At 38.1% G+C, this 16,422-nt stretch carries 15 protein-coding genes and 1 pseudogene; 11 read left to right on the top strand and 5 right to left on the bottom strand.

Annotated elements, in window-relative coordinates:
- The 3 genes and pseudogenes from ACN19N_RS13130 to posA all read left to right on the top strand — a co-directional run.
- Positions 1-278: pseudogene (locus tag ACN19N_RS13130) on the top strand (Fic family protein); the annotation flags it as partial.
- Between the two features lie 751 nt (positions 279-1,029).
- The gene (locus ACN19N_RS13125) at positions 1,030-1,593 is read left to right on the top strand and encodes a phosphatase PAP2 family protein (protein ID WP_420001501.1); all 564 of its coding nucleotides are present in this window, start codon (positions 1,030-1,032) and stop codon (positions 1,591-1,593) included.
- 381 nt (positions 1,594-1,974) lie between these two features.
- Entirely contained in the window at positions 1,975-5,973 is a 3,999-nt protein-coding gene (gene posA / locus ACN19N_RS13120) for a delta-poly-L-ornithine synthetase PosA (protein ID WP_420001500.1), read from the top strand.
- Positions 5,974-6,037: 64 nt separating this feature from the next.
- Here the strand turns inward: posA and ACN19N_RS13115 are convergent, their stop codons facing one another.
- Entirely contained in the window at positions 6,038-6,649 is a 612-nt protein-coding gene (locus ACN19N_RS13115; RefSeq protein WP_269239060.1) for a DoxX family protein, read from the bottom strand.
- A 160-nt stretch (positions 6,650-6,809) separates the two neighbouring features.
- Between ACN19N_RS13115 and ACN19N_RS13110 the strand changes: the two genes are divergently transcribed.
- The 5 genes from ACN19N_RS13110 to ACN19N_RS13090 all read left to right on the top strand — a co-directional run bounded on the left by ACN19N_RS13110 (position 6,810) and on the right by ACN19N_RS13090 (position 9,547).
- Entirely contained in the window at positions 6,810-7,118 is a 309-nt protein-coding gene (locus ACN19N_RS13110; RefSeq protein WP_005218272.1) for a hypothetical protein, read from the top strand.
- A 66-nt stretch (positions 7,119-7,184) separates the two neighbouring features.
- On the top strand, positions 7,185-8,048 hold the full coding sequence (locus ACN19N_RS13105; RefSeq protein ID WP_269228831.1) for a DUF692 domain-containing protein: 864 nt from the start codon (positions 7,185-7,187) through the stop codon (positions 8,046-8,048).
- Positions 7,999-8,751: a DNA-binding domain-containing protein gene (locus ACN19N_RS13100; protein ID WP_420001499.1), complete on the top strand. Its 753-nt coding sequence runs from the start codon at positions 7,999-8,001 to the stop codon at positions 8,749-8,751. The genes ACN19N_RS13105 and ACN19N_RS13100 overlap by 50 nt, the downstream gene beginning before the upstream one ends.
- A 2-nt stretch (positions 8,752-8,753) precedes the next feature.
- On the top strand, positions 8,754-9,374 hold the full coding sequence (locus ACN19N_RS13095; RefSeq protein WP_269228829.1) for an RNA polymerase factor sigma-70: 621 nt from the start codon (positions 8,754-8,756) through the stop codon (positions 9,372-9,374).
- The gene (locus tag ACN19N_RS13090) at positions 9,368-9,547 is read left to right on the top strand and encodes a zf-HC2 domain-containing protein (protein WP_050041726.1); all 180 of its coding nucleotides are present in this window, start codon (positions 9,368-9,370) and stop codon (positions 9,545-9,547) included. Before ACN19N_RS13095 ends, ACN19N_RS13090 begins: the two co-directional genes overlap by 7 nt.
- A gap of 113 nt (positions 9,548-9,660) precedes the next feature.
- On the opposite strand, the gene ACN19N_RS13085 is transcribed toward ACN19N_RS13090, so the two are convergent.
- From ACN19N_RS13085 to ACN19N_RS13070, 4 genes are all read right to left on the bottom strand, one after another.
- Complete coding sequence (locus ACN19N_RS13085) at positions 9,661-11,376, bottom strand: cation:proton antiporter (protein WP_420001498.1); 1,716 nt, start codon at positions 11,374-11,376, stop codon at positions 9,661-9,663.
- Positions 11,377-11,599: 223 nt separating this feature from the next.
- Positions 11,600-11,755 carry a 50S ribosomal protein L33 gene (rpmG, locus tag ACN19N_RS13080; protein WP_003654787.1) on the bottom strand — a complete coding sequence of 52 codons (156 nt, stop codon included), beginning with the start codon at positions 11,753-11,755 and terminating at the stop codon, positions 11,600-11,602.
- 12 nt (positions 11,756-11,767) lie between these two features.
- Positions 11,768-12,004, bottom strand: a complete 237-nt coding sequence (rpmB, locus tag ACN19N_RS13075; protein WP_004649871.1) for a 50S ribosomal protein L28 — start codon at positions 12,002-12,004, stop codon at positions 11,768-11,770.
- A gap of 168 nt (positions 12,005-12,172) precedes the next feature.
- Complete coding sequence (locus ACN19N_RS13070; protein WP_420001497.1) at positions 12,173-13,627, bottom strand: coniferyl aldehyde dehydrogenase; 1,455 nt, start codon at positions 13,625-13,627, stop codon at positions 12,173-12,175.
- A gap of 121 nt (positions 13,628-13,748) precedes the next feature.
- On the opposite strand from ACN19N_RS13070, the gene ACN19N_RS13065 reads away from it, so the two are divergent.
- From ACN19N_RS13065 to ACN19N_RS13055, 3 genes are all read left to right on the top strand, one after another.
- The gene (locus ACN19N_RS13065) at positions 13,749-14,450 is read left to right on the top strand and encodes a TetR/AcrR family transcriptional regulator (RefSeq protein ID WP_269228826.1); all 702 of its coding nucleotides are present in this window, start codon (positions 13,749-13,751) and stop codon (positions 14,448-14,450) included.
- A gap of 86 nt (positions 14,451-14,536) precedes the next feature.
- Positions 14,537-15,400 carry a formyltetrahydrofolate deformylase gene (gene purU / locus ACN19N_RS13060; RefSeq protein WP_269228825.1) on the top strand — a complete coding sequence of 288 codons (864 nt, stop codon included), beginning with the start codon at positions 14,537-14,539 and terminating at the stop codon, positions 15,398-15,400.
- A gap of 245 nt (positions 15,401-15,645) precedes the next feature.
- Entirely contained in the window at positions 15,646-16,410 is a 765-nt protein-coding gene (locus tag ACN19N_RS13055) for a TonB family protein (protein WP_420001496.1), read from the top strand.
- The last annotated feature ends 12 nt before the right edge of the window (positions 16,411-16,422 follow it).

Below are 16,422 nucleotides of genomic sequence, written 5' to 3'. Positions count from 1 at the left end.
AAAATGATTTTTGATGTCATTTTAGAATTCATCAGCAACCGATCAAGTCACCGTACATGATACCGATCAAGCTACCGTACAAGCTGGTGATCATGCTCAACGTTAGATTGTGGTTATGGAGCAGAGAGAATATAGTTTGATAGAATTAATGTCTTTACTGGGCTTATTCCACTATCCAACAGAATTACCTTAATCCAGCAATAGTGGCAGGGCTGGTTGAATGTACCATTCCAGACAAACCAAAAAGTCCGAAGCAAAGATATAGATTGAGTTTATGAAGCTAGGCGACTCAATAGGCGGCTCAATCCCAAATGAGCCACTGATTTGGATGAAAAATAACCAATTGAAATAAAAATAATAGGTACTTAAAATTGGACAAAATATGGACGTTATTTGCGCCTATTTTACGCCTAAAAATTTAAATTTTTTTGATAAGTTTTTGATTTATTTTTTAAAGAAAATTTCACTTGTCCAATCCATCATCGGGGCAACACTGATTCGTGGTGTCTGAGTTTTTTCAATATTCATAAAAAATCATGCCTTTATTCAGTGTTAAACAACTAATGAAATGATGGAGCGGATTAGAAAATAGACTATTTATGACAAATAGTGGGAAATAAACTTAAAGCAAGAATTCATCACTGATGTATGTCCAAACATTTTTAGGCAAAACGCAACCGATTGATCTGATCGAACAGACGCTATGACTAAATATTGGGATACATTGAGAGTGAGCATCAAAGAACGAAACTCTTCTAGCTTGATTAAGAGATTTCCAATCGCGCGCAATACTACCACAAATATTTAATCTATACATTTCGGACGGTATTGATGCCGCACACCCGTTGAGATTTTTTTAAATGCTATTTAGCATCGTTCAGGTGTTAACTAATTAGAGCGTCTTTAATTCTGTTAATTGTGTCTAGGGTGGGCGTAGCTTCTATTTTCATCTATTTGATAAGACTTAATTTTGGTTTAAGTTCGTGTTTTTAGTCTATCTCGCATAAAGCCCTTATGGATTGATAGGCAATGTCTATTGAAGAGATCAATATTCGTATATTTAACTGGATTAATTCTGGTGCTATAGAAAACTCATTTTTTGCGAAAGTCGCTATGTTCTCATCATATAATCTGATAGGGACTTTTCTGATTTTTCTAACGGTTTTATTGCTATTTAAGGATAAAAAATATCAATTTCAGTATTTTAAAACCGTAGTAATGGTCGTTCTATCTTCATTTGTTGTGAAGTTATTACACGCATTTTATCATCATCCTAGACCTTTCGATCTTGGACTAGGGCACACCTTGATTCACCACAGTTCCAGTTCGTCTATGCCTAGCCAACATACACTCACTGTTGCAATTATCGCATTTTCATTTCTGATGTCTGAGTATCGTCAAATTGGTGTTTTCGGATTATTTGTAAGTTTGGTTGTAGGATGGTCAAGGATTTATATGGGAGTTCATTTTCCTTTTGATGTATTAGGTTCTTTTATTGTGGCTTTTCTAATTGTATTCAGCGTCAATATTTTGACTGAACGATTTATTTCAAAATCAAAGCAACCGATTACTGTACAAGCTGTAGATCTATAAATTGATAGATGACTTGTGTGAAAAACGAGCGATACATTGTGATCGCTTCCCTAAATAACGACCGTGTTTAAACCATAGGAAATTTACCATAGCATTTTGTGGATTTAGAAATAATTGTATGATTTATTTTCTGTGAAGAGTATTTGTTTAAATGTTGTTCAGTTTTTCATTTTTAATATTTTGATTTAATTATATTTCCATATTTTAAAATCTCTTTTTGTCCACTTCGTTACTTATATTCACTTTTCTCATGAGTTCAATTTAATCTGTTTTTAAGTTCAGCTCTTTAACTTACAGCATAACGACTAAATTTGATTCGTAAGCAGAAATTAAGATAGGTCTAAATTCTAGCGAAATCAGAACATTAAAGAGAGTATAAAAATGAACCAATGTGTGATGAACGCAAAAAATATTATTCGTGGTAAACACCACCCTGAGTTTTTGCAGAATGAAGTTTTAACCGATATTTTTATTCAGACAGCACAACGCCTACCAGAAAAAATAGCTTTAATCGAAGCAGATCAAACGATTAGCTATGGTGAGTTATATCAGCAAGCTCAACTTATGGCCAAACATTTAACCATCAAAGGCGTTAAAGCTGGCGAAATCGTTGGATTGTGGTTGCCACGTGGTATTGAATTATTAAAGTCTCAATTAGCAATCTGCTTAAGTGGTGCTGCTTGGCTACCATTTGACATGGATACCCCCGCAGATCGAATCGCAGTTTGTCTTGAAGATGCAGCGGCTGTAGGAATGATTACCACTGATGAGTGGTATGAGCACGTGTTGGAAGTGCCACAAAGCAAATGGACCAATACCGAACTACAAAAAACGCTACATGAAACTGTCGAGTTGGCAAAATCGACTCCTGAGCAACCTGCTTATATTATTTATACTTCAGGCTCAACAGGAAAACCCAAAGGTATTGTCATTACTCAGAAGAATATTTGTCATTTTCTGCGCAGTGAAAACAGTATTTTAGGTATCCAAGAACAAGACAAAGTTTATCAAGGCTTCTCAGTTGCATTTGATATGTCTTTCGAGGAAATCTGGTTGTCTTATTTGGTTGGAGCAACTTTATGGATTGCACCAAAATCTTTGGTTAGTGATCCAGAACGGTTATGTAAAACCTTGCAACAAGAGCAAATTAGCGTTTTGCATGCTGTACCAACTTTGCTCGCTTTGTTCCCTGAAGATGTTGCTAATTTACGCATCATCAATTTAGGAGGGGAAATGTGTCCAGACTCATTGGTTGAGCGTTGGGCATTGCCACACCATCAAATGTTTAATACTTACGGACCGACAGAAACCACAGTCTCTGCGAGTCTTGAATTGTTACAGCAGGGTAAGCCTGTCACGATTGGCAAACCATTACCTAACTACGGTATGTTGGTGATTAATGCTGATCGAGAGCTATTGGCACAAGGCGAAACGGGAGAATTGTGTATCTTTGGGCCAAGCGTGGCACAAGGTTATTTAGGTCGCCCAGATCTAACAGCGGATAAGTTTATTCAGAATCCATGGGCAACGAGTCCTGATGAAGAAAGTTTATATCGGACGGGTGACTTAGCTAAAATCGATGAATTTGGTCAAGTGCATTGTTTAGGACGTGCGGATGATCAAGTAAAAATTCGAGGTTTCCGCGTAGAACTTGGCGAAATCGAAGCTGCATTATGTGATCTCGATGGTATTGGCACAGCTGCTGTCATTTTACGTAATGAAGATGGTATTGATCAGTTGATCGCCTTTATAGCCGCAGAAATTGATGCAAAACAATCCATAGAAATTAAACAGCTTCGGCATCATCTTGGTCAGCGCTTACCGCCATACATGGTACCTAATCGTTTTGAAATTATTGAAGAAGTACCGAGACTACTTTCTGGGAAAATTGATCGAAAAGCACTAAAAGCAAGACCTTTAACAAGTGTGGTCGATCGGAGTGAATCAGATCAACCTCAAAATGAAGCTGAAGAAATTTTATTTGAAATCTTAAATCGACTGTTTCCGAATCTTCCGATTAAATTGGATGCCGATTTCTTTGATGATTTGGGTGGACATTCTTTATTAGCTGCAGTTTTAATTTCAAATTTACGTGAACATCCTGAATATAGTCACCTCACGATTCAAAGTTTATACCAAGCACGGAGAGTGGGAGCAATTGCTGCCTTGATGCTTGAGCAACCTGAACCATCATTATTTGATAGCCAAATTGGTCAAGACAATCCACGGAATCAAACCTATAAATGGCTCTGCGGTATTGCGCAGGTAGTCACAATTCCAGTGTTGATTTCAATTAACATTATGCAATGGCTCGCTCCATTCTTTACCTATCATTATTTTACTGGCGGCGCACGAGACAGTATTCCTTCTGCAATTTTGCTTTCTTTATTGGTTTATGTCAGTGTCATTATTGCTAGTTTTGCCCTTTCTATCACGGTTAAACGGGCGCTAATGTTTCGCGTGGATGCGGGTCGTTATCCGTTATGGGGAATGACTTATTTCCGTTGGTGGTTGGCTGATCGGATGAGTAGTATTTCACCTGTTTATCTCTTATCAGGTTCAACTTTACTGAATTTATATCTCAAAGCACTTGGGGCGAAAATTGGACATGATGTTTCAATTAGTTCAGTGCATATTCGTATGCCATCTTTATTGACGATTGAAGATGGTGTCAGTATTGGTTCTCAGGTGAATTTAGAGAATGCTAAAGTTGAACATGGGCATTTGGTCTTAGGTTCAATTCATTTGAAACGTGATAGTTATGTGGGTTCTTATGCGATATTAGAAGAAAATACTGTGTTAGAACAAACTGCTCATGTCAATGCTTTGACTGCGATTGAATATGATACGACTGTGCCTGCTGGTGAAATTTGGGATGGCACGCCTGCGAAGAAGATTGGTCATGTGGATCAGTTAGAACAATTGGCACCGCGCCCAAAACTTTCTTTAATGCGTAAAGTTTCAGAATATGTTTACTATGGAGTGAGTGCATTAATTATCGCTTGTATTTTCTTTATTCCAATCTTTCCGAGTTTCTTATTGGTTGATTGGTTAGATGTGAATGTTTTCAATATTGACCCGAACAACCATATTCAAACAGCGCTTTATTATTTCCTATTGGCCATTCCTGCGAGTGCGATGATGATGATCATTACCGCCTTGATTTCTTCAGCTTTACGTAAAATAGTATTACCTCGTTTAGAGGTGGGTACTTATGCGATTCATGGTGCTACGTATTATCGGAAGTGGTTCGCAGCCCAAATTTTAGAAACCAGTTTACAAACGCTACATGGTCTATTTGCAACAATTTATGCACCAACTTGGTTTCGTATGTTAGGCGCAAAGGTTGGTAAAAATACTGAAATATCAACCGCAATAGGCGTTATTCCTGAAATGCTCAGCTTGGGTGAAGAAAGTTTTATTGCTGATGCGGTGATGTTGGGTGATGAGGAGATCAAAGGCGGTTGGATGTCATTAAAATCAACAAAAATTGGTCATCGTAGTTTTGTTGGGAACAGCGCTTATATCGCAGATGGTACGGTATTACCTGATAATATTTTAATTGGTGTGCAGTCTAAAACGCCAGATAATCGAGAAATGTATTCAGGACAAATTTGGTTGGGTTCTCCAGCGCTACTTCTACCAGCACGAGAAGCCGCAGAGAAATACCCAGATCATCTTACTTTTAAACCGAGTCACAAACGCCGTTCCATGCGTGCTTTTATTGAGGGTCTACGGATTGTATTACCCGCAGCGCTTGCGATTGGTGTGGGGTATATGATTGTGCTAGAAGTGATAGATGTCATTAATAACTATACGATTCCAATGGGATTATTGGCTTTAACTCTCGCAGGCTTATTATATGGTGTGGGTTGCTTTATCATCGTGGCTTTATTGAAGTGGATTTTAATTGGACGCTACCAAGCTCGTTCAGCGCCAATGTGGACTATGTTTGTTTGGTTAAGTGAAGGAATTACAAGTTTATATGAATCAGTCGCGATTCCAAATTTCCTGAATTATTTAAGAGGAACACCAATGCTGCCATTCTTTTTGCGTATTTTGGGGGTTCGAATAGGGAAAGACGTTTATATGGATACTGCAGATATTACAGAATTCGACTGTGTTGATATTGGAGATCGCGCTGAATTTAATAGTTTTTCAGGTCCACAGACACATTTATTTGAAGATCGTATTATGAAGATCGGTCAAGTAAATGTTGGAAGTGATGTGGTCGTGAATGCGAGAAGTATCATTTTATATAATGCCAATGTCAGTCATCATGCGGTGTTAGGACCATTAACTTTAGTGATGAAAGGTGAAAATATTCCTGCCAAATCAGCATGGATTGGCTCACCAGCAGTACCTTGGAAACATAAATAAGCTCTGTGGCTTAGAATATTCGAATACATGAAATCAATTGAATATTCTAAGCCTTTCATAGGGCTTATAAGCGTTTGGTTAAATGATATTTCATCCAGAAATCTAAACTGATATAACGCCCACCACCGATAAAGATTAAAGCGAGTAACATCACTAAATAGGTCACTGCGAATTCAACACCATTATTTAAAATGACAAATGATCCGCTGGCAGTGAGCCAATCATAGTTACCATAGTTTTGTAAAATCTCATGGGCTTTTTCTAACTTCTCAGCGGATGCGAGAACTTGGGCATTTGCAAATGGTGCATTTGGATCGGCAATGGCTTGCCAACCATTGGGTAAGTGGACTGTTACAATTGCTACCAACATTGTGATGATGAGTGGAATACTGATAAAGCGAGTGAATAAACCTAATCCTAATAATACTGCACCAGCCAATTCTGTTGAGGTTGCTAGAGCTGCCATCAATGTCGGGAATGGTAGACCGAGCCCCCAATCAGGATTACCAAACCATTCAATCGTGTCTTGGAAATGCATGAGTTTATTGCTTCCTGCCATCCAAAAAATGGGGACTAAATATAATCTGAGTGCTAGTGCAGCAATTCCATCGAAATGTTTTATACAGTGAGAAATTTTTTGATAATGTTGTGTTAGAAAATAAATAAAGTTTTTCATGGGAATTTCACATTGAGTACTGTTGAATAGTTATTAGTCGGATGAACATGGAACTTCTTACATATTTTTTTCATTTGATCTGTAATAAATCGTCTTTTACTCCGTCTAACTTAATGTACCTCCGTACAAACCGAGCAATTATCTTACAAGGAATACAAAAATGAATAAATTAAACTCAATCACATCAGTCGCTGCATTATTGGCTTTATCTGCTGTAGGCATCACTCACGTATCTGCTGCACCAACCACGACTACAACTGAGTCTCATGCATCGAAAGCTGCTGATGGGAAATGTGGCGAAGCCAAATGTGGTGCAAATAAGGCAAAACAACAACAAAAGTCTGCTGATGCAAAATGTGGGGCAAATAAAAAATCAGCAGAAGGGAAGTGTGGGGCAGCTAAGAAAACTGCTGATGCAAAATGTGGTGCAGATAAAAAAGTTGCAGATGGCAAGTGTGGTGCTAAATAGTTTAGATCAGCCGAATGATACCGATATATTTCAAATTGTCGGTATCAATTCAAAAAGGAAAACAGCATGACTGCATTGAATGGTGTTGGTTTAGGCTTAAGGCGTGATTTTATTGATACCTTTTTAAATGCGGAATCACATCCAGACTTTATTGAAGTTGCACCAGAAAATTGGATGGGTTTTGGTGGGCGACATGCCAAGTTGTTGGCTCAATGTACTGAAAAATCACCTTTGGTGTGTCATGGTCTGTCCCTTTCTATTGGGGGACCTCATCCTTTAAATATTGAATTTATTCAACAGATCAAAGCATTTTTAAAGCAGTATCAAGTTTCCATCTATTCTGAGCATCTCAGTTATACCTCTGATGGGGGGTATTTATATGATCTATTACCGATACCGATGACTGAAGCTGCGGTCAAATATGTCGCTGAGCGTATCTTACGTGTTCAAGACATTTTAGGGCAGCGCCTCGTTATTGAAAATGTATCTACCTATTTAATGCCAAATGCAGAAATGAGTGAGGCTGAGTTTGTTTGTGAAGTACTTGAGCAAGCAGATTGTGAATTATTACTTGATGTTAATAATGTCTATGTGAATAGTATCAATCATGGCAGTGATGCTCATGGCTTTATCCAAGCGATGCCTAAAGAACGCATACGTTATATGCATATTGCTGGGCATGAACAAATGAATGAAAGCTTATTGATTGATACGCATGGTGCCGAAATTTGTGATCCTGTATGGCAGCTATTGCAATTTAGTTATCAACATTGTGGCGTTAAACCAACCTTGTTGGAAAGAGATTTTAATATTCCATCATGGCAACAATTACAGCAAGAATTGACAACAATTAAAACGATGCAGCAACAGGAGAACGGTTATGGTGCTCAAAGAAAGCACTTTCCAAACCACTCAGCAGCAATTCTGTAATTGGATTCGTGTACCAAATGCTGAACACACTAAAATATGTGATCTTGAGCGAATGCAGATTTATCGAGATTTATTGTTCAACAATATGTGTTCATTTATAAATTTAGTTTATCCCATAGCTCGTTCTATTTTACCTGCGGATCAATGGCAGCTTTTATTGGAAGAATTTTTTCAAAAAGCTAAATGCCAGTCACCTTTCTATAATGATATTTCGTTGCAATTTAGAGATTATTTGACTGAAAACCGACATCCAGTTTTAAGCCAATATCCTTGGCTAGAAGAGTTGTTACAGTTTGAGTGGCTGGAGTTGTATTTAGATACGCTTGAAATTGAAGACATTAACATTGTTGAAAAGACAAGTTGGCAACTCAGACATAAAGTGTGGATCTTGGTCTATCAATATCCTGTTTATGCTTGGACGGTTGATACAACGCTGACAGATATTGAAGTAATGCCAAGCGCAATTATGGTTTGGCGAGACCATCAGGATAAGATTTGTTTGGAAAGATTGTCTCCCTTATTTGCGATGTTGATTGAGCAAATGAACCTAAAGATATACTCAGAGCTTGAGCTTCATGACTTAATTAAATTAATTGCACCAACTTTTTCTGAGCAAGAGATTACAATACAACTGCATCAGTTGGCAGCAACACTCACGAATTTAGGTTTGTTAAATCATTCTCAGAACAGTAATAGGAAGTGATCATGTCTGAGGCTGAATTGAATAATAATCAAGAGATATTGCATCAGCTTGAAAATCCTGAATTTCTAATGGATTTAAGACAACAGATGTTGAAGTTTACTGTTTTACAACTGTCCTCATTTCAGCAAGCTGAAGATGTGGTTCAAGAAGCATTAGTGAGTGCTTTGCAACATCTAGACTCTTTTTCAGGAAGAGCGGCGTTTAAAACGTGGGTTTTTGCGATTTTAAAAAATAAGATCATTGATCTGATCCGACAAAAGTCTCGATTGGTGACGATGACTGAATTATTTGATGAACAAGATAATGAGTTGAGTATCGACGAGTTATTTGATGCTTCGGGCCACTGGCATAAATATCAAGCACCTAAAGCGTGGCAAAGCCCTGAAGAAATGATGGAACAGCAAGATTTTTGGATTGTTTTTGATGCTTGTTTGAATCATTTGCCTGCTAAATATGCGCAGGTGTTTATGTTACGAGAAGTAAATGAACTCAGTTCAGATGAAATTTGCGAAAGGCTAGAGATTACTGTCTCAAATTTTAATGTCTTGATGTATAGAAGCCGAACTAGATTACGTGAATGTCTAGAAAATAAATGGTTACTTAAGGAGGATTGCTCATGCTAACTTGCCGACAAGCAACACAGTTAATATCCGAGAAACAGGATAGACCACTTCAGTTTATAGAGCAGAGCAATCTACAATTACATTTATTTGCTTGTCGTTCTTGTCGCCGTTATGGCAAACAAATCAAAACACTTCGCCAGCTTTCAAAAGCGTTTAGCAAATACGAGGGTTAAATGTTATTAAGTATGTGGATTTTAGCTTTAAATCATAAGACTGAAATTTAAAAGATAAAAATACCAACTATCTGAATAATTGGTATTAGATGCTTTAATTTGAAAATAGATTGTTAATGTAACGTACTTTGATGAGCAAGCTCAATTTGGTTCAAGATATGATGGCTCATATTCTTCGCCATTTCTTCTTTCGCATAGAAAACTTCACCAATATTTTCATCGCGAATAACAGCAGCCTCTTCCTTGCTTTCAGCACAGATCAAGACCTGAATCTCAGGATTCAATTGCTTTGCAATATCGACAATACGATGAATATCTAAAATATCCATAGGGGAAATAACCAATAAACGAGCATGTTGAATATGGGCTTGTATGAGTACATAAGGTTCAGTCGCTTCACCGCTTACAGCAGCCATTCCTTGGGCACGCAGTTTTTCAACAATCTCACGATTTTCTTCAGCAATCACGACCTTGATATTCTGTTGCATCAGGTTTTCACTAATGCGGCGTCCTACACCACCATAGCCAATGATCACTACCTGATCACGTAAATAAGCTTGATCAACTTCATCTGGAAGCATGGCAAGCGGGTCGCTACTGCGTTCTAATAAGCGAGCTAAATGTGAGCGTTCTCGTATCCAGCGTTGAGCGGGTTCAATCGCTGAAAATACAAATGAATTTAAAGTTATTGAAAATAATGCGCCAGCAAGAATCAAGTTTTGTGCATCTAGGGTGAGTAGACCGAGTGACAAGCCTAATGTTGCTAAAATGAATGAAAACTCACCAATTTGTGCCAAACTAGCGCCTACAGTGAGAGCTGTATTAATTGGGTAGCGGAAGAATAAAACTAAAGCCATCGCTGCTAAAGTCTTACCAATCATGATAATGGCAACGACAGCTAAAATATGTAAAGGTTGTTCAATCAAGATTTTTGGATCGAATAACATTCCCACTGAAACAAAAAATAAGATCGCAAAGATTTCACGTAATGAAAGCGTCTCTTCTTCTGCTCTATGACTAAAATCAGATTCCTTCACCACCATGCCTGCAAAGAATGCACCTAATGCCATAGAAACGCCGAAAACAGCATAAGAACCATAAGCAACTGAAACAGCTGACGCAACGACTGTGAGCGTGAATAACTCGCGTGAACCTAAACGAGCAACACGTTGCATAATCATCGGTATGAGACGTTTACCAATAATCAGCATAAAGGCAATAAAGCCTGTTACTTTCAGTAATGTCAGTCCAATAGTAATCCAAATATTTTGAGATGGGTCAGCCCCCGCTAATGGATGTCCGCCAAGTAAAACAGCTGTTGCAGGTAACAGTACCAAGACCAAGACCATAACGAGGTCTTCAACTAACAGCCAACCCACAGCAATTTTACCGTTTACAGAGTCGAGTAGACCGCGATCACCTAAGGCTTTAAGTAAAACAACAGTACTGGCACAAGAAAGACTTAAACCAAAAATGAGTGCTGAACCAAAACTCCAGCCCCAAAACATAGACACACCGATACCAAGTAAAGTTGCGACGGCGATTTGTAGAATTGCACCTGGTAACGCAATACGGCGGACTTGTAATAGATCATTGAGGGAAAAATGCATCCCTACGCCAAACATTAAGAACATTACCCCGAGTTCGGCAAGTTGATTGGCGAGATGTATATCTGCCACGATACCTGGGGTGTTAGGGCTTATAATAATACCTGCTACCAAATAACCAATTAATGGTGGTAGACGTAAACGTGCGGCTATATAGCCAAAAATAAGTGCTATACCGAAACCGACGGCAAGTAATATAATTAAATCAACATCATGAGGCATTGAAACTCCTTAATCATTGCGGTTAAGGTACAAATAATTCAGCATAAAACATGCCAAGAAAACAGCGAATAAATTGTAACAAGTAAAATCGGATTTGTTGATGACAATTTTTTTATTTATCAAAAAAAATTATGAGATAGTGATTCATTTTATTTTAGCTAAAACATTTTGTTTAGCAAAAAAAACGACTTCAGTTGAAGTCGTTTTTTTAAGAAAACTAAAATTATTTAATTTTAGCTTCTTTGAAGATTACGTGTTGACGGATTTTTGGATCAAATTTTTTGATTTCCATTTTTTCCGGCATAGTACGTTTGTTCTTAGTAGTGGTATAGAAATAACCTGTACCAGCTGTAGAAACGAGGCGGATTTTATCACGCATTGTTCAGACTCCTTAGATCTTTTGACCTTGAGCACGGAGATCAGCAACAACTTTCTCAATACCCAATTTATCAATAATACGCATACCTTTAGTGGTTAAACGAAGACGTACAAAACGCTTTTCGCTTTCTAACCAAAAACGGTGGTGGTGCAGGTTCGGCTCGAACCGGCGTTTGGTTTTGTTGTTTGCGTGCGATACGTTGTTACCAACGATAGGACGCTTGCCGGTAACTTGGCAAACCTTAGACATGGTGAACTCCATTGCTAGTTTATATAGCACCGTTTCGTGCAACTAGCCATTCAAGTAAACGGATGAAATCATTCAAGGGGCGTTTTATACCAAAAATACGATTAAAAGACAAGCGAATTTGGTAAAAACAGGACATGATCTGGTGTGATAGATCATGCCTTGATCAGCTTAGCGGAATAGTGTTTTCAAAAGCAGTTTATGTGTTGGTTTGTTGTACGGTGGTAGAATGAATTTTAAACTGTAGAGTTTAGGGCTTACAGGGTTTGACATCATAGAGCGCTCATGAGAGAAGCTGAAGAAGCCTTCTTTACCATGATATTTGCCCATACCCGATGCACCAATACCACCAAATGGGAGATCATCTTGCGCTACATGAGTGAGGGTTTGGTTAATACCAAAATGCCCTGAATGGGTACGTCCTGCAACATAATCAGCACGAGCCATGTCAATATCAAAATAGTAGAATGCCAGTGGACGTGGTCGACTATTAATGAACTGAATAGCATCTTCAATATGTTCATATTCTAAAATAGGAAGAATTGGACCAAAGATCTCATTCTTCATAATTTCCATTTCAGTGGTTACGCCTGTAAGTAAGGTTGGCGCAATTTTACGAACTTCAGTTAATGATTCTTTCTTGGTATTCAACTCTACAATCGTTGCACGTTGCTCACGTGCATCTTCTAAATAGCCTTGTAAGCGATTGTATTGTTTATCGTTCACAATTGAAGTGTAGTCTTTGTTATCACGTAGGGTTGGATACATCGTGTTGACAAAGTCATTGTAATGCTTGGTGAATTCCGCTGTTTTACCCTTCGGAATAAACATATAGTCTGGCGCAACACAAGTTTGCCCTGCATTCCAAAGTTTACCTACCGCGATCCGTTGTGCCACATCACGAATATTCATTGCCGAATGTACAAGAGCAGGCGATTTTCCACCTAACTCTAAAATCACAGGGACTAAGTTCTGTGATGCTGCTGCCATCACGGTTTTGCCGACAGACGTTGAACCTGTAAAAATTAATTTATCAAATGCTAAGTGGCTGAATGCATCTGAAATTGCGCCACCACCATTGACAACCGTAACCAGTTCTTGAGGGAACACTTCAGCAAGTGCATTTTCCAATACAGCACCAAACTGAGAAGATGCACTCGAAATCTTGATCATGGCATGATTACCCGCAGCTAATGCGCAGATCAGTGGACCAACAGAGAGCAATAATGGATAGTTCCACGGAGCAATGACTCCGATGACACCTAATGGTTGATATTGTACCCAGCCTTTTGCAGGTTGGTGTAACATGCTGATATGGCGCTTAGAGGGTTTCATCCACTCAGTTAAGTTCTTGCTATAGTATTTGATATGTTCTAAACATGTTAGAACTTCGCCAATTTTGGTTTCCATAATGGCACGATTGCCATAATCTTGACTAATTGCGTTAGCAAATTGATCTTGATATTTTACCAAGATATTTTTAAGTCGAGCTAAGCGTTCAATACGTTCTTTGGCGCTTGGCACAGGATGGCGTTGGTAAGCTGCTTTTTGCTGTTCAAGCAAATCATGTAGCCGTTTCACATCAACATGAGGTGTCATAGCGGTTGTTTTTGTTTGACTGTTCATAGGAGTGGACCAAAAGAAAGCTTATTATTTTTTAATTTTTAGAGTAAATACTCTAAAGTGTCAAGTCGCTTTATAGGTTTGTTTTATAACCTATTGATAATGTTATAGATGGTTAAACTCAATGTCGCACGCTAAACCGAATAAAACAAAAGATAGAATTCTGCAAATCAGTTTGCAGTTGTTTAATGAGCGTGGAGAACGTTCGGTCACAACCAATCATATTGCTGCTGAACTCGGAATTAGCCCAGGCAATCTGTACTATCACTTCCGTAATAAACAGGAAATTATTAAAGAATTAGCACAGCAGTATCAGGCTGAAACCTTGGAAATGCTGGCATTACCAACAGATCGACCTTTAAATGCCAATGATAAAATTAGTTATTTTCAAGTGTTAAGCAATCAATTGTGGGCTTATCGCTTTATTCACCGTGATGTTTATCACCTTGTTGAAAATAATGAAGACTTCAGAAAAATATATCCGCGTTTTGCGGGGCAGGTGATGCAGCAAGGGCAAAAAATTTATCGTGCCTTTGTGGATGCTGGTTTGATGAAAATGACCGATTCGGAAATTGAAGCGTTGATTATCAACTTGTGGATTGTACTCACCAACTGGACTAACTTTTTGTATATGTCAGGGCATATCAGTGATAACAACCATTTGGAAGAAAAATGGGTATGGCAAGCTTTACGACAAATGGTGTTCTTGGAAGGCCCGTATTTAATGGGTGAAAGTCGTCAAACGTATGAACAATTATTAAAGTCTTTAGGCCCATCTGACTTATTTGCGAGTTTATCTAATCTGAAAAATGATAGTGATGAATAAGTGATAGGTATTTAGTCACAAGCAAAAAAGAGCTAGAATGCTCGGCTTGATTTTTAATTTTGATTCCAATAAGTGATATTAACCACATGAACACGACGACCGCCCACACTGCACGATTATTGATTACTTGCGAAGACAAGCCAGGAATCGTGCAAGCCGTATCGAGCTTTTTGTATCATCAGGGAGCAAATATTACCGCACTTGATCAGTATGCTACAGAAGCTCAAGGCGGACGTTATTTCATGCGTGTTGAGTTTGAACTTGATCATTTACATTCTCGTAAAGAAGCATTGATGCAAACCTTTGCTGCCAACGTTGCTGAACGTTATGAAATGCAATGGAAATTGACTTTTGTGGGTGAACTAAAGAAAGTGGGTATTCTCGTTTCTAAAGTGGACCATGCTTTATTGGAATTATTATGGCGCCATGCACGTGGCTCATTGCCATGTGAAATTACCCAAGTCATCTCAAACCATCCAGATTTGCGTGAATCAGTTGAAAATTTTGGTATTCCATTCCATGTAGTACCAGTCAATAAAGACAATAAAGTCGAAGCTTATGCACAAATTAATGACATGATGCAGGGCAATGATCTATTGATCTTGGCGCGTTATATGCAGATTTTGAGTGAAGACTTTGTTGCCAAGTGGGAAATGAAGATTATCAATATTCATCATTCATTCTTACCTGCTTTCGTTGGTGCAAATCCATATAAGCAAGCGTATGAGAAAGGGGTGAAATTGATTGGTGCAACAGCACATTATGTGACTGCTGATCTTGATCAAGGTCCAATTATTGAGCAAGATGTTGAACGTGTTAGCCACGATTACAATGTAGAGCAATTACGTGAGCTAGGTGAAGATGTTGAACGTAACGTATTGGCTCGCGCTGTAAAATGGCATTTGGAAGATCGTATTATTGTGGATGGTAATAAAACGGTTGTTTTCTAAATCAAATAGAATTTTTAAAAAAGCATGCTTTAAAGCATGCTTTTTTTACATTGATATTGCTATGTTATAACATTTTATTTTATTAAGTGTATATTTATCAATTTGTTGAGCATGATTCACAAAAAACCAGTTGCAAATGAAAACACTTCTCATTTATTATTATGCCACTTTTATTGTTCTATCCGATGCGTGAAATCGTTTTTACTTTGTAAAACGTCACCATCTATATAGGTACTTAGATTCTTATGAGTCAATCTCCTGCGATATTCAACATGCCACACTCGATGAAAAATAAAATCATCACTGCCTTAGTTGCGGTTGTGATTGGACACGTAGGCGTTTTGTGGACACTTAACCACATGAAACCGATTAAGTTGAAACCAATTGAGAAAGAACCACTTAAGGTCAAGTTCGTTAAAATTACGGAACCACCTAAACCAGAATTACCTAAGCCGAAGGAAAAACCGAAGCCTGAACCTAAAAAAGAAGTGAAAGAGGTTAAAATCGTTGAAAAACAACTCCCTCCGCCACCAAAAAAAGTTGAAAAAGTACAACAGGTCAAAGCAGAAACACCAAAAAAAGTAGTGCAAAAGACTGAACCTAAAGTCGAATCCAAAGTTGAAACGAAGGTTGTTAATACAACTGTGACAGAAAAGCCAGTGGAAAAACCACAGCCTGTTGTACAACCAGAGGTGCCAAAAGCACAGCCAGCTGCTGATTCTTCGCCAAAACGAGTTTCAATTGGTGGGTCAGGTATTCAGTGGAGTCGATCTCCAAAAGTATCATTTACACCTAAAGATTTAGAGAATCAAACTCGTTTAATTAGTGTGTATATTGAGGCTGATGAGAAAGGCAAAATCACGAATGTACGTATTACACGTAGTAGTGGTTTGCCTAATATTGATGAAAAAACTTTGCGTGCGATACGAAGTTCGAAATTTAAACCGTATATGGAAAATGGTATTGCTTATCCAATCAAAACAGAGCAGCCGTTTGAGTTTAATCCTTAATAAATTTGCGTC

Source organism: Acinetobacter sp. LF10 (assembly GCF_048585715.1).
Lineage (GTDB): Bacteria > Pseudomonadota > Gammaproteobacteria > Pseudomonadales > Moraxellaceae > Acinetobacter.
This window is presented reverse-complemented; position numbering and strand designations above follow the sequence as displayed.